The sequence below is a fragment of the Streptomyces winkii genome, from assembly GCF_032248595.1.
In the GTDB taxonomy this organism is placed as follows: domain Bacteria; phylum Actinomycetota; class Actinomycetes; order Streptomycetales; family Streptomycetaceae; genus Streptomyces; species Streptomyces winkii.
Genome location: NZ_JASTTH010000004.1, coordinates 587,392 through 607,114 on the forward strand (window position 1 = coordinate 587,392; position 19,723 = coordinate 607,114).

19 protein-coding genes are annotated in these 19,723 nt (G+C 71.3%); 11 read left to right on the top strand and 8 right to left on the bottom strand.

Annotated elements, in window-relative coordinates:
• The first annotated feature begins 9 nt into the window (after window positions 1–9).
• Together ureG and QQM67_RS14735 are read left to right on the top strand one after the other, a co-directional pair.
• Entirely contained in the window at window positions 10–735 is a 726-nt protein-coding gene (gene ureG / locus QQM67_RS14730) for an urease accessory protein UreG (RefSeq protein ID WP_314174273.1), read from the top strand.
• A gap of 164 nt (window positions 736–899) precedes the next feature.
• The gene (locus tag QQM67_RS14735) at window positions 900–1,658 is read left to right on the top strand and encodes an urease accessory protein UreD (RefSeq protein WP_314174489.1); all 759 of its coding nucleotides are present in this window, start codon (window positions 900–902) and stop codon (window positions 1,656–1,658) included.
• Between the two features lie 75 nt (window positions 1,659–1,733).
• On the opposite strand, the gene QQM67_RS14740 is transcribed toward QQM67_RS14735, so the two are convergent.
• Window positions 1,734–2,285 carry a PadR family transcriptional regulator gene (locus QQM67_RS14740; protein ID WP_314174274.1) on the bottom strand — a complete coding sequence of 184 codons (552 nt, stop codon included), beginning with the start codon at window positions 2,283–2,285 and terminating at the stop codon, window positions 1,734–1,736.
• Between the two features lie 97 nt (window positions 2,286–2,382).
• On the opposite strand from QQM67_RS14740, the gene QQM67_RS14745 reads away from it, so the two are divergent.
• Window positions 2,383–2,814, top strand: coding sequence for a nuclear transport factor 2 family protein (locus QQM67_RS14745; RefSeq protein ID WP_314174275.1), 432 nt, complete (start codon window positions 2,383–2,385; stop codon window positions 2,812–2,814).
• 184 nt (window positions 2,815–2,998) lie between these two features.
• Here the strand turns inward: QQM67_RS14745 and QQM67_RS14750 are convergent, their stop codons facing one another.
• The gene (locus tag QQM67_RS14750) at window positions 2,999–3,973 is read right to left on the bottom strand and encodes a LysR family transcriptional regulator (RefSeq protein WP_314174276.1); all 975 of its coding nucleotides are present in this window, start codon (window positions 3,971–3,973) and stop codon (window positions 2,999–3,001) included.
• Window positions 3,974–4,080: 107 nt separating this feature from the next.
• Here QQM67_RS14750 and QQM67_RS14755 point away from each other — a divergent pair, with 107 nt between their 5' ends.
• Window positions 4,081–5,148, top strand: a complete 1,068-nt coding sequence (locus QQM67_RS14755; RefSeq protein WP_314174277.1) for an isocyanide synthase family protein — start codon at window positions 4,081–4,083, stop codon at window positions 5,146–5,148.
• 2 nt (window positions 5,149–5,150) lie between these two features.
• On the top strand, window positions 5,151–6,008 hold the full coding sequence (locus QQM67_RS14760; protein ID WP_314174278.1) for a TauD/TfdA dioxygenase family protein: 858 nt from the start codon (window positions 5,151–5,153) through the stop codon (window positions 6,006–6,008).
• Between the two features lie 76 nt (window positions 6,009–6,084).
• On the opposite strand, the gene QQM67_RS14765 is transcribed toward QQM67_RS14760, so the two are convergent.
• The 4 genes from QQM67_RS14765 to QQM67_RS14780 form a co-directional block, all read right to left on the bottom strand.
• Window positions 6,085–6,477: a DoxX family protein gene (locus tag QQM67_RS14765; protein WP_314174279.1), complete on the bottom strand. Its 393-nt coding sequence runs from the start codon at window positions 6,475–6,477 to the stop codon at window positions 6,085–6,087.
• A 279-nt stretch (window positions 6,478–6,756) separates the two neighbouring features.
• Entirely contained in the window at window positions 6,757–7,518 is a 762-nt protein-coding gene (locus QQM67_RS14770) for a dienelactone hydrolase family protein (protein WP_314174280.1), read from the bottom strand.
• Between the two features lie 139 nt (window positions 7,519–7,657).
• On the bottom strand, window positions 7,658–9,172 hold the full coding sequence (locus QQM67_RS14775; protein ID WP_314174281.1) for an amino acid permease: 1,515 nt from the start codon (window positions 9,170–9,172) through the stop codon (window positions 7,658–7,660).
• A gap of 387 nt (window positions 9,173–9,559) precedes the next feature.
• A complete protein-coding gene (locus QQM67_RS14780; RefSeq protein WP_314174282.1) occupies window positions 9,560–9,943 on the bottom strand; it encodes a hypothetical protein in 384 nt (127 codons plus the stop codon).
• Here QQM67_RS14780 and QQM67_RS14785 point away from each other — a divergent pair.
• The 4 genes from QQM67_RS14785 to QQM67_RS14800 all read left to right on the top strand — a co-directional run bounded on the left by QQM67_RS14785 (window position 9,915) and on the right by QQM67_RS14800 (window position 15,916).
• Window positions 9,915–10,556 carry a DUF2238 domain-containing protein gene (locus tag QQM67_RS14785; protein WP_314174283.1) on the top strand — a complete coding sequence of 214 codons (642 nt, stop codon included), beginning with the start codon at window positions 9,915–9,917 and terminating at the stop codon, window positions 10,554–10,556. The genes QQM67_RS14780 and QQM67_RS14785 overlap by 29 nt on opposite strands.
• 230 nt (window positions 10,557–10,786) lie before the next feature.
• Window positions 10,787–11,740, top strand: coding sequence for a choline/ethanolamine kinase family protein (locus QQM67_RS14790; RefSeq protein ID WP_314174284.1), 954 nt, complete (start codon window positions 10,787–10,789; stop codon window positions 11,738–11,740).
• Between the two features lie 67 nt (window positions 11,741–11,807).
• Complete coding sequence (locus tag QQM67_RS14795; RefSeq protein ID WP_314174285.1) at window positions 11,808–13,445, top strand: APC family permease; 1,638 nt, start codon at window positions 11,808–11,810, stop codon at window positions 13,443–13,445.
• The gene (locus QQM67_RS14800) at window positions 13,442–15,916 is read left to right on the top strand and encodes a GcvT family protein (RefSeq protein ID WP_314174286.1); all 2,475 of its coding nucleotides are present in this window, start codon (window positions 13,442–13,444) and stop codon (window positions 15,914–15,916) included. The genes QQM67_RS14795 and QQM67_RS14800 overlap by 4 nt, the downstream gene beginning before the upstream one ends.
• Window positions 15,917–15,998: 82 nt before the next feature.
• On the opposite strand, the gene QQM67_RS14805 is transcribed toward QQM67_RS14800, so the two are convergent.
• Window positions 15,999–17,144 carry a site-2 protease family protein gene (locus tag QQM67_RS14805; protein ID WP_314174287.1) on the bottom strand — a complete coding sequence of 382 codons (1,146 nt, stop codon included), beginning with the start codon at window positions 17,142–17,144 and terminating at the stop codon, window positions 15,999–16,001.
• 290 nt (window positions 17,145–17,434) lie between these two features.
• On the opposite strand from QQM67_RS14805, the gene QQM67_RS14810 reads away from it, so the two are divergent.
• Window positions 17,435–18,358: an alpha/beta fold hydrolase gene (locus QQM67_RS14810; RefSeq protein WP_314174288.1), complete on the top strand. Its 924-nt coding sequence runs from the start codon at window positions 17,435–17,437 to the stop codon at window positions 18,356–18,358.
• 28 nt (window positions 18,359–18,386) lie between these two features.
• Window positions 18,387–18,875, top strand: a complete 489-nt coding sequence (locus tag QQM67_RS14815; RefSeq protein ID WP_314174289.1) for a PaaI family thioesterase — start codon at window positions 18,387–18,389, stop codon at window positions 18,873–18,875.
• Between the two features lie 57 nt (window positions 18,876–18,932).
• On the opposite strand, the gene QQM67_RS14820 is transcribed toward QQM67_RS14815, so the two are convergent.
• On the bottom strand, window positions 18,933–19,667 hold the full coding sequence (locus QQM67_RS14820; RefSeq protein WP_314174290.1) for a FadR/GntR family transcriptional regulator: 735 nt from the start codon (window positions 19,665–19,667) through the stop codon (window positions 18,933–18,935).
• Window positions 19,668–19,723 lie beyond the last annotated feature (56 nt).

Consider the following 19,723-nt stretch of genomic DNA (forward strand, 5'->3'; position numbering starts at 1 on the left):
GCCAGCGTCATGCATCTGGAGAACACCGAGGGCCTTCCTCAACGTCACACCCACGGCGCCGAACCGGCGCCCCTGCGCTCGCCCGGACGGTCCGGCGGGGCGCGCCGCGCGCTGCGGATCGGGCTCGGCGGTCCGGTCGGCTCCGGCAAGACCGCCACCGTCGCCGCCCTGTGCCGCGTGCTGCGCGAGGAGTTCTCGCTCGGCGTGGTCACCAACGACATCTACACGCGGGAGGACGCCGCGTTCCTGGTGCGCGCGGCCGTGCTGCCGCCGGAGCGGATCACCGCCGTCGAGACCGGCGCCTGCCCGCACACCGCGATCCGCGACGACATCTCCGCCAACCTCGAAGCCATCGAGGACCTGGAGGAGGCCGCCGCGCCCTCGGGCGGCCTCGACCTCGTCCTCGTCGAATCCGGAGGCGACAACCTGACCGCCACGTTCTCCAGAGGACTCGTCGACGCGCAGATCTTCGTCATCGACGTGGCTGCGGGCGACGACATCCCGCGCAAGGGCGGCCCCGGCATCACCACCTCCGATCTGCTCGTGATCAACAAGACGGACCTCGCCCCGTACGTCGGTTCCGACCTGGCGTCCATGGCGGCGGAGGCGGAGAAGCAGCGCGGGAAGCTCCCCGTCGCCCTCACGTCGCTCAACGCCGAGGACGGTGTGACGCCGGTGGCCGACTGGACGCGTGCGCGCCTCGCGGCGTGGCAGCGGGAGACCGCGTCCGCGTGAGCGGCACGGCCGGAGCGACGAGCGTGGACGGGACCACCGGAGCTACGTACACCGGCGACGCCGAAGTGACGGGCGCGGCGGGCGAGTCCGCGGTGCCCGGCGCGGCCCGCGGCGGCACGACGGCGCCCTCGACGGCAGCCGCGACGGAGCCTGTCCCGGTCCCGGTGCCGCACTCGTCCGCCGTACGGGCGGCGGCCCGCATCAGCGCCGAAGCCGACGGCCGCGGAGGCACCGCGGTGCGCACGGTGCGCGGCGAGGGACCGCTGGCGCCGCGCCTCACCCGCGCGGCGGGGAACGAGGCACGGGTGACGCTCGTCGGCGCCATGAGCGGGCCGCTCGGCGGCGACCGGCTGGCCCTGGACGTACGGGTCGGGGCGCGGGCCCGGCTGCGCGTCGACTCGGCGGCGGCCACCGTCGCGCTGCCCGGACGCGGCGGCGAAGCGGCGCACTACGACGTACGGCTGTCCGTCGGCGAGCACGGAGAGCTGTGCTGGCTTCCGGAGCCGCTCATCTCGGCGTCCCGCAGCGTCCTGCGGCAGACCGTCCTGATCGAACTCGCCGCCACCGCCCGGCTGTTGCTGCGCGACGTCTCGGTGCTCGGGCGCAGCGGCGAGGAACCGGGACGTCTCACCACGCGGCTCACGGTCCGGCGCGAGGGCCGCCCGCTGCTCGACCAGCAGCTCGACACCGGGCTCGGCGCTCCGGGCTGGGAGGGCGGCGCCGTGCTCGGCGGCCACCGGGCGGCGGGCCAACTGCTCGTCGTCGACCCGGAGTTGGCGGGCGCTCCGCCCGAGCCACGGGTCCTGGGCCCGGGAGCGGCGGTCACACCGCTGGCCGGTCCGGCGGTGCTCGTCACCGCCCTCGGCCCGGACGCCCTCGCGGTGTCCCGGCTGCTGCGATGGCCTCCGGCACCGGACGGGTGACGAACGGGCCGACGGGCGGCGGCGATCGGGCCTCGATGACCGCCGGGGCGAGCGTCCGTACGCCTCCCCGCACGCCTATTCGCGTGCCCTCAGGACGTCCGCGACGCGGCGGCACCAGTCCCGGTGGCCCTCCTCGAAGGCCAGGCCGCGCAGGCAGGTCAGATACGGGCCGATCCGTTCGCCCCGCCGCAGGAACTCCCTCTCGTCCGACTCGCCGCGCATGCGCCGCAGCAGCTCGCCGAAGAGCTCGATCTTGGCCTCCGCCGCCGACGCGCGCTCTTCGAGCTGCCCGATCACCGGGCCGGTGCCGGTGCGGTCCACGGCCTGGACCTTGACGAGCAGTTCGTCGCGGATGAACGAGGGCTTCGACGCATTCGCGGCGAACCGCTCCAGCTCCGCGACGCCCGCGTCGGACACCCGGAAGAGGCGCTTGTTGGGACGGGTCTCCTGCACCACCTGCCGCCCCGTGACCAGGCCCTGCTTCTCCAGCTTGGTGAGCTCCGAGTACAGCTGCTGGGGCCGGGCGTGCCAGAAGTTCGCGACGCCGACGTCGAACGCCTTGGCCAACTCGTAGCCGCTGTACTCGCCGTCGAGCAGCGCCGCCAGCACCGCATGCCGCAAGGCCATCGACGCTCCCTCTTCCCAGACTTCGCCCGCCCGTGCATCATACTCAAGAATGTGACTACTCACTTTTTTGAGTATGAGAGCTCTGCACAGGAGGACCATGGAGACCGCAGCACGCTTCCGCGCCGCCGTCGAGAACCGCGACGCCGAAGCGCTGGAAGACCTGTTCACGGAGGACGTCCGCTTCTACAGCCCCGTGAAGTTCGCCCCGTTCGAGGGCAGGCCGATGGTGATGGGACTCTTCGGCGTCCTGCTGCGCACGTTCCAGGACTTCCGCTACATCGGCGAGTTCGAGGGCGCGGCCCAGACCGGCGTCGACGGCGACGAGGCGGCGGCCGCCGTCCTCCTCTTCCGCGCGACAGTGGACGGCAAGCAGATCCACGGCATGGACCTGCTCCACTTCGACGACGCGGGCAGGATCAAGGAGTTCACCGTGATGGTCCGGCCGCAGTCCGCCGTGCAGGCGCTGGGCGAGGCGGTGCTCGCCGGACTGGTAGCGGACGGCCTCGTCCCCGCACCTCCCGGCCGCTGACGGGCGGGGGCTGATCCGGCCCCGGCGGCACGGCCGCCGGTGTGCAAGATCATGAACTACGGGACGTTCATGGACCGTTGGGGGGACCGGCGCTGAGGCGCGCGCGGGCGAGGAACGGCGCCGCGGTCACCCGTCCGGGGACGCGTCTCCCGCCCCCGCCACCGGTACGCAACGTCCCGTCCCCTCAGCCCGGCGCCCGGTGCGTCGGGCCGCGGTGGCCGTGGTCGCTGAGCCATGCCTCGTACTGCGGGTTGTTGCCGATGGCGTCCGCGTAGGCCTGCTCCGCCTTGCCGACGAGTGCCGCGCCGTGCGGTGCCAGGGCGCCGTCCCGGTGCCACACCAGGGAGTGCCGCAGCCGCAGCGGCGTCCCGCGCAGCGGCCTCGGCACGATGCCCGGCGTGCTGCGGAACGTGGCCTGCCCCAGGCCGATCGCCACCCCGGCGACGATGAGTTCGCGGGCCGCGGCGGCCTCGGCCTCGTGCTGGACGATCGCGGTGAAGCCGGCACCCGTGCAGGCGGCGGTGAAGGCGTCGTGCAGGCCGCTGCCCTGGCTCGGCGGCAACACCCATACGTCGCGGGCCAGTTCGTCGAGGCCCGGCATCGTGCGCTCCGCCATCGGATGCGCTTCCGGCAGGAGCACGAACGCCGGCTCGACGGCCACCACCCGCTGCTCCACCTCCCGGCGCTCCGGACGCGGGCCCCCCTCGTACTCCACGAGCGCGCCCAGGTCCTGCTGCCGGGCGGCGACGAGGTCGAGCACGGTCGCGACGTCCGGCTCCGTGCGCAGCCTCGCTTCCGCACCGGGGAACAGCGCGCGCAGAGGCTCCAGCAGACGCACCATCAGCGGCCCCGGATTGGCGACGTACCGCAGCGTCAGCCGGCCGCCGGAGAAGCCCAGATGGGACAGGACCTCCTGCTGCACCGAGTCCAGCTGCGGCAGCAGCTCGCGGGCCTTGGCGACGACCAGTTCGCCCAGTGCCGTCGGGTCCGCGCCGCCTCGGTGCCGTACGAACAGCGAGCCGCCCAGCATGCGTTCGATGCGCTGCAACTGTGCCGTCAGGGCGGGCTGGGAGAGCCCGAGAGTGGCGGCCGCCCTGGTCAGGCTCCCCGCGTCCGCGACGGCCCGGACCACTCGGAGGTGGCGCACTTCGAGGTCCATCACACGATGCTATGTCCAGCTGGGATGAGCCGGGAGCGGCCGGCAGCGGGCATCGTGAGATCACGGGCGCCCGGAGCCACCCCCCACTCACCCCCAGGAGCCTTCGCATGCTCACCCCGCATGCCCGCACCGCCTCCCGCGCCAGGGAGCGGGCGAACGACATAGCCGGACTGCTGCTGGACCGTCAGCGAAGACCGCACCGCACCGGACAGCCGGGCGAGTGCCGCGAGTTGCCCTGCGCCGCCTGCCGCGACGCTCAGGCCCGCGTGATCGAGACGTTCGTACGGGAGGAGCGCCCCGTACGTCTCGTCCTCCCCGCCTTCCCGGGCAAGTCCCCCAACCGCGCCAAGGTGCTGGGCGCCCTCCCCGACATGGCCGAGGAGGCGGCGCTGGGCTTCCTCGACTCCCTCGCGGCGGCGATCCGGGGGATCCATCCGCCCGGCGCCGAGATCGTGATCTGCTCCGACGGCCGTGTCTTCAGCGACGCGGTCCGCATCCCGGACGACGACATCACCGCCTACCACCGGGAGTTGCGCACGATGATCGCCGCGCTTCCGGGCGGCGCCGTCTCGCTCTTCACGCTCGACCAGGTGCCGGAGTTCGCGGGCCTCGACCACGACGGGATGCGCACGGCCCTCATCGAACGCCACGCCGTGCCGCTGGACCGGCTGCGCAGCCGCGTACGGGAGGGCGAGGACGTGCCGCTGTACCGCGCGATCACCCGCTTCCTCTTCGAGGACGGCAACACACCGGAGTACGAGGGCAGCAGGGCCGCGCTGCAACGGGACGCGCGCACGCGCGCGTACGTCGTCATCCAACGCAGCAAGGCCTGGGGCGAGTTCCTCGCCGGGCGCTTCCCCGGCTCGGTCAGGCTGTCGATACACCCGCAGCCCTGCTCCGCGGCGAAGCTGGGCATCCGCCTCGGCGATTCCACCGGGAGATGGCTCACGCCGTGGCACGGCGTCGCCGTCGACATCGGCGGGCGCACGGTGCTGATGAAGCGCGCGGAGGCCGAGGCTCTGGACTGCGAACTCGTCGAACGCGACGGCCGGCCGAGCCACTACGTCCTGCGCGGGCCCGCCCGCTCCGCGCGTGAGGACTCCGGCGGCACGGCCCGGCACGCGGTCGCGCATGCGGCGGCGGGCACCGCACCCAACACACCGAAGGAGTGGTGATCTTGACCATCCGTACTCGGGTCCGCCCGCCCCGCGCGGCGTTCGGAGCCCTCGTCCAGGCGTCTTCGCCGCAGGAGAGACTGACGGACCTTCCCGTCGAGGAACTGCGCGAACTGGCCCGCTCCCAGCACCTGTTGCTCCTGCGCGGGTTCTCCGGCTTCGCGGACGGCGACGAACTGGCCGCGTACTGCGCCCGCTGGGGCGAGATCGGCATGTGGCCGTTCGGTGCCGTGCTCGAACTCGTCGAGCACGAGAACCCCGACGACCACATCTTCGACCACCGCCATGTGCCGCTGCACTGGGACGGCATGTACCGGCCCCAGGTGCCGGAGTTCCAGATCTTCCACTGCGTGAGCGCACCCCGCTACGACCAGGGGGGCGGAACGGTCTTCTCCCAGACCTCGGCCGTCCTGCGGGAGGCGGAGCCGGAGACACGGGCGCTGTGGGAACAGGTCACGGGGACCTACCGCCGCAAGACCGAGTTCTACGAGAGCACGGCCGTCTCCCCGGTGGTGGCCGAGCACCCCGTCACCGGGCAGGCCGTGATCCGCTACAACGAACCCGTCGCTCCGGACGACGAGTTCATCAACCACCCCGTGCTGGAGTTCACCGGGATACCGGCCGGCCGTCTGAAGGAGTTCCACCGCGGACTGAGCGGCGCCCTGCGGGCACCCGGAGTCGCGTACACGCACCGGTGGCGTACGGGCGACCTCGTCGTCGCGGACAACTACACGCTGCTGCACGGCCGGGAGGCCTTCACCAGCCGCGCCCCGCGCCATCTGCGGCGTGTGCACGTGCTCGGCGACCCGCCGCTGGAGAACCCCGCGCTGCGGGACGGCGGGCTGCCGCCGGGCAGTTGAGGGGCACCGCATAGACGCGGACGCGGGCCTCCCCCGGTTTCGGGGGAGGCCCTGCCCCGGCTCTGGCTGAGGAACGTCAGAAGCGGCCGGACGCGACGAACAGGCAGAGCGCCAGGATGACGAGGTTCGCCGCGACGTTGCGCGCCTCGGACGAACCGCGTCCGGCGGCGCGGTCGGCGCGCAGCAGCCAGCCGTGGCTCGCGAGGGCGCCGATCATCACGACGGCCAGTCCCACGGCGGCCAGCGGGGTCAGGACCGGCGCCACGCCGGTGAGCGGCGGAAGCGTCAGCCCCGCCGCGGCGAGCAGTTCGCACACCGCCGTCGTCTTGATCACCGCGGGCGGGAACGGCGCCACCCCGGTCTGGCCGGAGGCGATCAGGCGGTCCTTCGGCATGCTGACCTTGAGGGCGCCCGACAGCAGGAATACGGCGGCCAGCAGGATCTGCACGGTCCACAGCGCGGCGTTCATGGTGAGACTCCCGAATCGGAAACAGCGTCAGCCACCTGACGGAACGCGGAGCCGCGATGTGACATCCGCGCGGTCCCGACGTGGTCCCGGGATGGTCCGGAGGCGCCCCGGCGGAACGGGCCGGGGTCTCCTCGGAGCAGGTCGGGGCGGGTCGGGCGGCTCGGTCGGCCGCGCCGACGACGGCCCGGAGAACCGGCGTCGGCGGGCGCGCGGGGGAGCCGGCGACCGGCGCCCGGCGACCGGTGACCAGCGAGGGGGGAACCGCGAACTCGGCGTCCCTCAGCCGTCGTCCGGCAGGTTCCGGTGCAGCAACGGCAGCAGGCGCTCCCAGTGCCGCTCCAGCGCCGGCGGGCTGTACGCGGCGGTGTCGGACATCGTGAAGCCGTGCGGGCCGGGATAGACCTCGGAGGTGTAGGCGACCCCGGCCGCGTCCAGGGCGTCGTTCAGCCGCGCGATGTCCTCTGGGGGCATGGCGGCGTCGTTCTCGGCGTGGCCGAAGTGCAGTTCGGCGGTGATGCCGCCGACGTCCAGATGCGGGCTGTCCGGTGCGTCGGTGGCCAGACGGGCGCCGTGGAAACCGGCGGCGGCGGCGACCCGTCCGGGGTGGGCGGACGCCGTGCGCAGAGCGAGCGCCGCACCCATGCAGTAGCCGGTGACGCCCACCTTGCCGGGGCTCACCCGCTCCTGACGGGCAAGGAATTCGAGGTAGGCGCCCGAGTCCGGCACCGACTTGTCGGGGGTGTGTTCGGCCATCACCGGCATCACCTTGCCGATGAAGGCCTCACGGCCCTCGGGCTCCGTCATGTCGGGCAGCGGGAAGAGCGGCGCCCGGCCGTGGCGGTAGAAGACGTTGGGGGCGAGCACGTAGTAGCCGTGCGAGGCGAGTTCCCTCGCCAGGTCCCTGATGACGGGACGCAGGCCGATCACGTCCATGTACATCAGCACGCCCGGGTACTGCCCGTCCTCGGCCGGGTGGGCGGCGAACGCGTCCGCCGTACCGCCCGGAGCCGGTATGTCGACGTCGAGGGACGTGGTTTCCATGCTGCGGTCCTTCCGTTGCGACAGGTGGCCCGCTCCGTACTATCACCGTCCCGCGCCGCCGCGTTCGGGTGCCCCGCGGCCCGGACGCGATTCACAAGCGCGCCGGGGCCGCGGGGCACCCGTGGAGCGGCGGCTGCGCCTACTCGGCGGAGGGCGAGCCGTCCGTACCGTCCGGCTGCCGCCGCTGCACGTCGTCACCGGTCTTGAGGACCCGCCCGACCGCCACGGTCTCGACGGACTCCACGGACTGCGTCCGGCGGCTCCTCAGCCTGATCCAGCCGCCCGCGAGGAGGACGGCCCAGACGGCGCCCACGTACAGCGAGATGCGCGCCTCGGAGTCGTAGGCGATGAGACCCGTGACCATGAGGAGGAAGAGCAGCGCGACCGCGCTGGCGACGGCGCCTCCCGGCGCCGGGAACGGAGAACGCGGCAGCAGACCCGCCCGCAGGGCCCTGCGGTAGCGGATGTGACTGGCGAGGATCATCATCCACGTCCAGATGCCCGCGGCCGTCGCCACCGACGTGACATAGGCGAACGCCTTCTCCGGCACCAGATAGTTGAGGACGACCCCGACACCCATCAGCGCGACGGACGCCGTGATGCCGACGGCAGGCGACTTGCGCGAATTGAGCCGTCCAAAGATCTTCGGCGCCTGGCTGTTCGCCGCGAGGTCGCGCAGCATGCGGCCCGTTGAATACATGCCGGAGTTGCAGGACGACAGGGCCGCGGTCAGTACGACGAAGTTGACGATCCCGGCGGCCAGCGGAATGCCCATCTCGGAGAACGCCTTCACGAACGGGCTCTCGCCCTCCGAGAACTCCGTCCACTTCACGACGGACAGGATGACGAGCAGGGCGCCGACGTAGAAGAAGATGATGCGCCAGGGAAGGGTGTTGATCGCCTTGGGGAGGGTCTTCTCCGGGTTCTCCGACTCGCCCGCGGTGACGCCGACGAGTTCGACGGCGAGGTAGGCGAACATGACGCCCTGGAGCGTCATCAGGCTGGAGCCGATGCCGTTGGGGAAGAAGCCGTGGTGGGCGTAGAGGTTCTCGGTCGTGGCGGTGTCACCGACCTCCGAGAAGCCCAGGGTCAGCACGCCGAGACCGATCACGATCATGCCGATGATGGCCGTCACCTTGACCATCGAGAACCAGAATTCGACCTCGCCGAATATCTTGACCGAGATCAGGTTGACGCCGAAGAGCACCACCAGGAACGTCAGTGCGCTGAACCACTGCGGGATAGCCGGGAACCAGAAATGAATGTAGATGGCCGCGGCGGTCAGTTCGGCCATTCCTGTGACGACCCAGTTGAGCCAGTACGTCCAGCCCGTGGCGAATCCGAAGAAGGGGCCGAGGAATTCGCGGGCGTACTCCGCGAAGCTTCCCGATATCGGCCGGTAGAGGAGGAGTTCACCGAGTGCGCGCATGATGAGGAAGACGACCACGCCTGCCAGCGCGTACATCAGAACGATGCTGGGGCCCGCCTTCGCGATGTTCGCGCCGGCACCCATGAACAGCCCGACGCCGATGGCGCCGCCGATCGCGATCATCTGGACCTGACGTGAGCCCAGACCCCGCTCGTACTCCTCGTCGGGCCGTCCGCCGGCAGCATCTCCGGCCTGCTCAGGCTGCCTTGTTTCCACCGAGACCATTACGTCCGTGCCTTTCTCCACGTCCGGCCACGTCTCCGTATCGGGCCGGATCCGGCTCTCCCGGGAATGGTTGGAGGTGCTGGCCGGCAATGCGCCAGCACAGGGTCTCCTGCACGACAGGAGGGGTGCCGTGCAGGAGATCGTGAAGATTTACCACGGCCGCCGGACCGGCTCGCGCACACAAATGTGACAGGCACCACAGGGAGAACCGCCCATAAGCCTGCGTGCCGGTTCAATCACCGCCGCCTCAACGCTCCGATCGTTACCTCGATTTGAGGGGGGATTAAGGAACGCGCCGGGCACTTGAGGCCGAATTGAGGTACGGCTTGAGGATCGTCTGAGGGTTCGTCAGACGGCCCTGGGAGAACATTTCCCGGGATTTGAGCGTCACTTGAGGAAAGCCGTTGCGGGCGCGCGGAGTTCTGTCCGTTCGGTCAGGGCAGGGACGGCGGCCTCCCTCCCAAAACCGTCGGCTTGCCGGCGCCGCCCGGTTGAGTACGCATACTCATGTCCTGGCCCCCCACCCTGAGGAAGAGTGCGCCTGCACAAAGGTCCCAACAGGTCCTCGCGCACCGCGTGCACACTCGGTGCGCGCGACAGCAGCTCATCCGGGATGGTCCAGATGCCCTCGTCCGCCTCGTCTGCCTCATCGGCCACCTCCGCGTCGTCGGCCACGTCGCCTCCTTCCGCGACGCCGCGCACGCGCTTCCGCTTCTCGCCGGGGGCCGTGCTGGTGGTGACGGTGACCGCTGCGCTGATCGTCTCGGGCATCGCGCCCTTCGACCGCGCCACGTGGCTGATGGAGACGTTCTGGGTCTTCATCGGCGTACCGCTCGCCGTGCTGGCCCGGCGCCGCTTCCCGCTGACCGGGCTCCTGTGCTGTCTGCTCGCCCTGCACGCGCTGATCCTGATCCTGGGCGGCCACTACACGTACGCGCGCGTCCCCCTCGGCGAGTGGTTCCAGGACTGGTTCGGCCTGACGCGCAACCCGTACGACCGCGTCGGCCACTTCGTGCAGGGGTTCGTCCCCGCGATCCTGTGGCGGGAGATCCTCGCCCGGCGCTCTCCGCTGCGCGGCAGCCGCTGGCTTGCCCCGCTCGTCGTCTGCGGCTGCCTGGCCTTCAGCGCGTTCTTCGAGCTGATCGAGTGGTGGGCCGCGCTCATCGGGGGCTCCGGCGCGGACGACTTCCTCGCGACTCAGGGCGATGTGTGGGACACCCAGTGGGACATGTTCCTCGCGCTCGTCGGCGCGACGTCGGCCGTCCTCCTCCTCGGCAGGGCGCACGACCGTCAGTTGGCGACTCTGGAGGACGGCAGTCGCGGGGGCGGGGCGCCGCACGAAAGCGGGGTCGGGCCCGATCAGCAGTCGGCCGTTGACAGATAGCGTCGTTTGTCAGCTGTCAGCTGTCAGTTGCCAGCTGCCAGTCGTGAGCTGACAGCCGACATCCGCCCCGTCACCCACCCCGCCCAGCGGTCGCTCACGGGTGATCCCGGGGTGTCGCACGCATTCCTTCGTGAGTCCTCAGGGAAGAACATGCGTATCCGAAACCCCACCGGCAGCCGTACACGGGCGCACGAGGACACGACGACACGAGACCCGAGGAGCGACCGCTCATGGACAAGCAGGACGCCGGCGTCGTGGAAGACCTCCACCGGCCCGAAGAGGGCCCGCTGAAGGAACTCCTGGAGAAGATCCCCGTCCTCTCCGGTCACGCCTGCCGGGTCGGCGAGCTCCCCGGCGGGCTGACGAACCGCAACTACCGGGTCGTGGCACCCGGAATCGACTGTGTGGTGCGGGTGTTCGGAAACGAGCCGGAGCTGCCGATCGACCGGGACCACGAGTTCCACAACTCCCGTGCCGCGGCGGCGGCGGGCGTCGGCGCACCCGTGATCGACTACCTCCCCGAGCACGGGATGCTGGTCGTCGGCTACATCGACGGCGTGACGCTGTCCGAGGAACTCGTCAGAAAGCCGGGGAACCCCGCCCGCATCGCGACGTCGTGCCGCCGCCTCCACGAAGGACCGCGATTCGTCAACGACTTCGACATGGCCGCAGTCCAGGACCAGTACCTGGCCACGGTGCGCGCCCGCGGCTTCCGGCTGCCGGACGGCTATATGGAGAACATGGAGGCAGTCCACCGCGTACGCGCCGTCCTGGACGCCACCCGCGTGCCGACGGTGCCGTGCAACAACGACCTGCTCGCCGAGAACTTCATCGACGACGGCGAACAGGTGTGGGTGATCGACTACGAGTACGCGGGCAACAACGACCCGTGCTTCGAGCTGGGAAACATCTGGAGCGAATGCCACCTGTCACTTGAGCAGTTGGAGGAGCTGATCACCACGTACTTCGGCCGCCCCCGGCCGAGCAAGGTCGCACGTGCGCAGCTTCAGGGACTGATGTCGAAGTTCGGTTGGACGCTGTGGGCGTCGATCCAGCAGGCAACCAGCCGCATCGACTTCGACTTCTGGACCTGGGGGATGGAGAAGTACGAGTCGGGCGTCGAGCTGTGCTCGGACGGCCCCCGCTTCGAGCGTCTGCTGGAGGACGTCCGGCTCGCGGACTGACCGCCGCAACCGGCCCGACTCCGCACAGGCCCGTTCCGGACGCCCGCAACCTGCGAAAGGTCTGCCCATGCGCAAGAGCAACGCCCGTCCGCAGAGCCGGTCCGAGACGGCGGACTCCGACGACCTCGCCTCCCTCGGCTACCGCCAGCGGCTGCACCGCGGCCTCGGCGGCTTCTCCTCCTTCGCCGCGGGGTTCAGCTACATCTCGATCCTCACGGGCATGTTCCAGCTCTTCGGCCTGGGCTACGGGTTCGGCGGTCCGCTGATCTTCTGGGCCTGGCTGGCCGTGCTCGCGGGGCAGTTCTGCGTGGCCCTGGTCTTCGCGGAGCTCAGTGCGCGCTTCCCGATCGCCGGCTCCGTCTACCAGTGGGCGAAGCGGATCTCCGGTCCGGGCGGCGCGTGGATGGCGGGCTGGACGATGCTCGTCGGCTCCGTCGTCAGCGTCGCCGCCGTGACGATGGCTCTCCAGGTCGTACTGCCTCAACTCTGGCCGGGATTCCAGGTGTTCGCGAACGACACCCACAACGCGGTGTTCCTCGGCACCGTCTGCATCGCTCTGACGACCCTGATCAACGCGCTCGGCGTGAAGGTCATGACGAAGGTCAACAACGTGGGCGTGGCAGCGGAGTTGCTGGGCGTCGCGGTGGTGCTGGTGCTGCTGGCGGTCCATGCCGTGCGCGGCCCGCAGGTCGTCGCCTCCGCACAGGGGGCGGGTCCGGGCACCCCCGGCTGGGACGTTCTCGGCTACGGTGCGCCTCTGCTGATGGCGGCGATCATGCCCGCGTTCGTCATGTTCGGCTTCGACACGGCCGGTTCGCTGGCCGAGGAGACGCGGGACCCCCGCCGGCGCACTCCCGTCGCGCTGCTCCAGGCCCTCGCCGCGTCGGGCCTGGCCGGTGCGCTGCTCCTGCTGTTCGCACTGATGGCGACGCCCACGCTCGGCCTCGGCAAGCTGGGCACGGACGGTCTCCCCTACATCCTTCAGACGGTTCTGGGCTCGACCATGGGCAAGATCCTGCTGCTGGACGTCGCGATCGCGGTGTTCGTCTGCACGCTCGCGATCCAGACGGCCACGATCCGGATCGCGTTCTCCATGGCGCGCGACGACAAGCTGCCGTTCGGCGAGAAGCTCTCCCACGTCACGGACGCGCGGCGGTCGCCCGCGGCCCCGGCGCTCGTCTCCGGTGTGGTGGCGGCGGCGATCCTGATCGTCAACGTCGGCAACCCCAAGATCTTCTCGATCGTCACCTCCGTGGCGATCGCGATCGTCTACGCCGCCTATCTGCTGGTGACGGTTCCCGTGCTTCGCCGCAGGTCCGCCGGCTGGCCGCACGACAGGGGCGCCGGCGGGCTGTTCACGCTCGGACGCGTGCCGGGCCTGCTCGTGAACGGCCTGGCGGTGGCGTACGGACTCTTCATGGCCGTCAATCTGCTGTGGCCGCGCGTCGAGTTGTACGGCGAGGGCGGCTACGCGTGGGGCGGCGTCGTCAGCTTCGCCGGGGCGGCGGCGCTGGGCGGCGCGTACTACCTGCTCGTACAGCGGCACAAGGCCGAACGCGTCACGCGAGAACACCACTTGGCGACCGATTCCCAAACGGACGGACACGCGCGCGCGGACGGACACGCCCCCGCGACAGCCGGCGTGGACGGGACAGCCGACGTGGACGGCGACACCGACGGCCTCGGCGACGGGATTCTGCGATGAGCCCGGAGAACGCGGACGCGCGCGCCCTGCCCGCCCGCGCCCGCGTCGTCGTCATCGGCGGCGGCGTCATCGGCACCAGCGTCGCCTACCACCTCACCAAGCTCGGCTGGAGAGACGTCGTCCTCGTCGAACAGGGGCGGCTCTCCTCCGGTACGACGTGGCACGCGGCCGGCCTCATCGGGCAGTTGCGCGCCTCGCAGAGCGGCACCCGCCTCGTCCAGTACTCGACACGGCTGTATGAGCGGCTGGAGGCGGAGACCGGACTGGCCACCGGCTACAAGCGCTGCGGCGGCGTCACCGTCGCCCGCACCGAGGAGCGCATGACGCAGTTGCGGCGCACGGCCGCCACCGCCGAGGCGTACGACCTCGAATGCGAACTGATCAGCCCGGCCCGCGCCAGAGAGCTCTATCCGGTGCTGGAGACCGGCGACCTCGTCGGCGCGATCTGGCTGCCGGGCGACGGCACCGCCAACCCCACCGACCTCACCGCCTCGCTCGCGAAGGGCGCCCGCATGAACGGTGCGCGGATCTTCGAGCGGACCAGGGTCACGGGCGTCTCCACGCGGAACGGCACGGTCACCGGGGTGACCACCGAACAGGGCGGCACCGAGGCGGAGTTCGTGGTCGACTGCGCCGGCCAGTGGGCCAAGGCGGTCGGCGAACTAGCGGGTGTGAACGTGCCGTTGCACTCGGCCGAGCACTTCTACGTCGTCACCGACCGCATCGACGGCGTGCGCGGCGACCTGCCCGTCCTGCGCGACCCGGACGGCTATACCTACTTCAAGGAGGAGGTCGGCGGGCTCGTCGTGGGCGGGTTCGAACCCGCGGCGAAGCCGTGGGCCGCGCCCGACGAGCTGCCGTACCCCTTCGAGTTCCAGCTGCTGGAGGAGGACTGGGACCACTTCTCCGTCCTGATGGAGAACGCCCTGGTGCGCATCCCCGCACTGCACGAGACGGGGATCAAGAAGTTCTACAACGGGCCGGAGAGCTTCACCCCGGACAACCAGTTCATCCTCGGGGAGGCGCCCGAGCTGCGGAACTTCTTCGTGGGGGCCGGGTTCAACTCCGTGGGCATCGCGTCGGCGGGAGGCGCCGGACGCGCCCTGGCCGAGTGGATCGCCGAGGGCTCCCCCACCGGCGACGTCGGGGCCGTCGACATCCGCCGCTTCAACCGCTTCAACGGCAACAACCAGTGGCTGCGCGCCCGCGTCGGCGAGATCCTCGGGCTTCACTACGAAGTTCCCTGGCCCAACAGGGAGTTGGGCACCGCCCGTCCCTTCCGCCGCTCCCCCGTCCACCATCTGCTGGAGCGTGCGGGCGCCGTGTTCGGGTCGAAGACGGGCTGGGAGCGCGCCAACGTCTTCGCGCCTGCGGGCGCCGAGCCCGTCATCGAGTACGGGTGGGGAAAGCAGAACTGGCAGCCCTGGGCGGACGCCGAACACCGGGCCGCCCGTGAGCGGGTCGCCCTGTTCGACCAGACGTCGTTCGGCAAGCTGCTCGTCAAGGGCCGTGACGCGGAAGCCCTGTTGCAGTGGCTGTGCACCGCGGACGTCGCGGTTCCTCCCGGCCGTACGGTCTACACAGGCGTGCTCAACGACCGCGGCGGTTACGAGGCGGACGTGACGGTCACGCGCACCGCCCACGACGAGTTCCTGTGGGTCACCAGCTCCGGCGCGGTGCAGCGGGACCTCGACTACGTCCGCCGGCGGACGCCTGAGGACGCGCACGTCACCGCCGTCGACGTGACGTCGATGTACGCCGTCTTCGGCGTGATGGGCCCGGACTCGCGTGCCCTGCTGCGGAAGCTCTCGCGTACGGACCTCTCGTACGAGGCGTTCCCCTTCGGCACGAGCCGCGAGATCGACATCGGCCCGTACACGGTGCGCGCCACCCGCATCACCTACGTCGGCGAACTCGGCTGGGAGCTGTATGTGCCCGTCGAGTTCGCCGTCGGGGTCTACGAACTCCTCACCGACGCGGGCGCCGGGCTCGGCCTCGCCGACGCGGGCTACTACGCGATCAACTCGCTGCGGCTGGAGAAGGGTTACCGCGCGATCGGCAGCGATCTGACCGCCGACTACAACCCCGTGGAGGCCGGGCTGCTGTTCGCGTGCAAGCTCAGGACGCACATCCCCTTCCGCGGACGGGAGGCCGTCGAGAAGGCCAGGTCCGAGGGCGTACGGCGCAGGATGGTCTCGTTCGTGCTCGGCGACCCCGAACCCATGATGTGGGGCGGCGAGTTGCTGCTGCGCGACGGCGCCGCCGTCGGCCAGGTGACCTCCGCGGCGTGGGGGGCGACGCTCGGGGCCTGCGCGGGGCTGGCCTACGTGTGGCGCCGCGACGGCGCTCCCGTCACGAGGGACTACCTCACGTCCGGTACGTACGAGGTCGACATCGGCGGCGAACTCAGCCCGGCCACCGTGCACTTGCGCCCGCCGTTCGACCCGGACTTCAGCAGGGTGCGGCGGTGACGGCTGCGGTGACAGCGGCTTCGAAAGGTACGGCGATGGAGCCAGTACGAGGGGCGCCGCCCGCCCGGTCGTCACCCGCCCGTCACGAGCCGTCGCGCCGCGCGGGGGCGAAGTTCATCAGCCACGTCACCGTACGGCTGACGTCGGACAGGGTGAGGATGCCGACGAGCCTTCCGCCGTCCGCCACGAGCACCCGGTTCTGCGCGCCGGGCTCCATGGTCGGCAGGAGGTCCGCGAGCGAGTCCTGCGGACCGACGACCGTGATCTTCTCCAGGGGGATCATCGCCTCGTCCACGGTCACTTGCTCGGCCTGGTCCCACGGCACCCGTCTGGCGCCGTCCAGGGTGAGCAGCCCGGCGGGGACGCCGTCGTCGCGTACGACGGGGAACGCCGAGTGCCGGTAGCGGTAGGCGGGCCCGGAGAGGAAATCGGCGACCGCGAGACCGGACGGCGCGGTGACGGGCCCGGTCGTCATCGCGTCCCGCACCGGCACACCGGAGAGCACGCCGCGCAGCTGCGCCTGACGCCCCTCCGCGGTGGCGGCGGCGATGAGGAACCAGCCGACCACCGAGAGCCAGAGCCCGCCGAACGAGCCGCTGCCGAGGAACAGCACGACGCCCAGCAGCACGAGCAGCCATCCGAAGACACGTCCGGCGGTGGTGGCGCCGGCGGTCGCCTTCAGCCGGTCTCCGGTGCGCCACCACAGGAAGGCGCGCAGCAGCCGGCCGCCGTCGAGCGGGGCGGCGGGCACGGCGTTGAAGACGGCGAGGAGCACGTTGATGGCGGCCAGCCACCCCACCACCTCGACCACCAGTCCCGGTGCGGACGCCAGATGGAACAGCCACGCGGCCAGCGCGAAGACGCCTCCCAAGAGGAGGCTGACCAGCGGGCCCACGCCCGCGATGCGCAGCTCCGCCGCCGGGTTCGACGCCTCCGACTTCAGCCGGGCGGCCCCGCCGAGCAGCCACAGGACGATGTCGTCCACGTCGATGCCGTTGCGGCGGGCCACGATCGCGTGGGCGAGTTCGTGGGCGAGCAGCGAGGCGAAGAAGACGACGGCCGCGAACAGCCCGGCCACCCAGTACAGGACCGTCGCATTGCCCGGATGCGTCGCCGGGAGCCGGCCCTGAGCCAGCCCGAAGGCGATGAGCGCGAAGATGAGCAGCACACTCCAGTGGACGCCGATCCGCACTCCGGCGGCCCGTCCCAGTACGAAGGTCGCGCGCACGTCCGTTCTCCCCTGCTCGAAACCTCTCCCGGCAGACACTCGTCCCACCCCGCCCGGGGCCTCGAACCGCTGATGGGCCATCGGTGGCCCGGTGGGTGCATCCTGGTGGGCGCCCGGCCCACAGCGCGGGCGGGCGCGATGTGCCGGTGCTCCATCGCCAGTACGGCAGGACGGGACGGACGATGAGGCACGCGGCAGCGCGCGCCGCGATCAGCGCACCGCGACAGGGAGCGGCGGGGCGAGGAGCGAGGGGTGTCGCCCGGCGGCGCCGTTCCACGACAGGAGGTCCCATGGGAGCGATCACTTACGAGGAGCTGCGGGCGCCCGTACGGGGAGGTCACCTCACCGTTCTGCGCTGGCCCGCGACCGTGCCGCCGGACGGAGGAGACAGCGGGCCGCCCACCGTCGTCGCTCTGCACGGCATCACCTCCAACGCCATGTCCTGGGCGGGAGTCGCCCGCCACCTCGGCGGACGCGTGACCCTCGTCGCGCCCGACCTGCGCGGCCGCGCCGGGAGCAACACGCTTCCCGGCCCGTACGGCATCACCGCGCACGCCGAGGACGTGGCGGCCCTCACGGAGGCGCTCGGGCTCGACCGGGTCGTGCTGGCCGGTCATTCGATGGGCGCGTTCGTGGCCGCCGTCGCCGGGGTGCGCAGCCCGGAGCGGTTCCGGTCGCTGCTGCTCGTCGACGGCGGCGTGGGCTTCCCCGTTCCGGAGGGCCTGTCGACGGACGACCTGCTCACCGCCGTGCTCGGTCCGGCCATGGAGCGCCTCAAGACGACGTTCCCCGACCGCGCCGCGTACCGCGCTTTCTGGCAGCGCCATCCGGCGTTCGCGGAGTCCTGGGAGCCGTGGACGGAGGCGCACATCATGCGTGATCTGGTGGGCGCCGAGCCGGAGTTGCGCTCCTCGTGCCTGGTCGACGCGATACTCGCGGACGGTGAAGGCACCCTCGCCGAGGAGACGGCGCGCGCGGTGCACGAGCTGACCGTCGCCGGCGAACTGCTGTGGGCGGAGCGCGGCATCATGGACGAGCCGCAGGGCCTGTACGACGAGCAGCGGCTCAAGGCCGCCGGCATCGAGGACACCGTCATCCGCCCCCGCAAGGTTCCCGGCACCAACCACTACACGCTGCTGCTCGGCGACGAGGGCGCACGAACGGTCGCGGACAGCCTCCTGGCGGCCACCGGCGCGGGACGTACGCCGATGTGACGTGCGGCGCGGCACCGCCGGGCCGACAATGCCGTGTGCGACCGAGGCGGCGGCAGACAGGAGATCCGATGCCCGAACGAACCGGGCCGTTCTGGGAGGGGGTCGAGGGACGCGTGCCGATGCCCCCCCCGCGGCGCGGACCCTCGGCCTTGAGTTCCTGGACGCGGACCCCGAACAGGGCACGATCGAGCTGGCGTTCACCGCGACGGAGGACTTCACCAATCCGATGGGGAACGTCCTGGGCGCGTTCCTGTCCGCGATGCTCTACGACACCGTGGGGCCCGCGCTGCTCGCGACGCTCGGGCCCGGTGAGTTCCAGTCGACGCTGGAGCTCAAGGTGACGTTCCTCCGTCCGGCCCGCCCGGGCCGACTGGTCGGAAAGGGCCGCGTGGTGCGCCGCGAGGGGGATCTGGCCTTCCTGGAGGCGCATCTCCTCGACGACGGCGACCTGACCGTCGCCACCGCGTCGGCGACGGCCCGCGTCATCGACCTGGCGGACGGTCCCGGGGCCGTCTGACACGCGGGGCGCGGCACTGCGGCACGCCGGCCCGACGAGGCCGTTCCCTCGCGGAGTTCACCGGGGCAGCCCCGGCGACCGGGCGATCTCCCGCTCGGCGGATTCGATGATCGTCAGGATGGCCGCGGAGGCCTCGGACGGCCGGCCGCCTTCGACGGCCTCCGCGATCGCCCGGTGCGCCGGAAGCGAGGCCTCGACCGCTCCCGGGGTCTGCGAGCTGACGGCGAAGCTGTGCTGGAGCGCGACGTCGAGCGCTCGCCCCAGGGAGGCGAGAAGGCGGTTGCCGCTCGCGTCCAGCAGCGCACGGTGAAAGGCCATGTCGGCTTCGACGTACTCGCCGAGATCGGGCTGCCCGGCGGCGGTCTCCATGGCGGTCAGCGCTTCGAACATGGTCCGTATGTGGCCGGGCCCGGCACGCCCGGCCGCCAGCCGGGCCGCCTCCGGCTCGACGGCGCGCCGCAGTTCGCCGGTGTCGCGCAGCAACTCCCGTGGCTCGCAGGCCCGTTGCCAGTGCAGCACATCGCGGTCGAGATGGTCCCACTGGTCGCGGGGCAGTACGCGCGTGCCCGTACGGGGGCGGGAGTGCAGCATCCCCTTGGCGGCGAGGACCTTCACCGCCTCGCGCAACGCACCGCGGCTGACGCCGAGTTCGGTGGCGAGCGTGTCCTCGACGGGCAGCGGCCGGTCCGGTTTCAGCTGACCTTTCACGATACGGCGGCCCAATTCGTGCACGACCAACTGGTGCTTGGTCCGGTACTGCTCCACCGTCTCTGTCCACCCCCTGGACGCCATCATCGAATCATTCGATGATTACCGCCACATTACGCCGCCCCCCGGCCCAAGAGAGG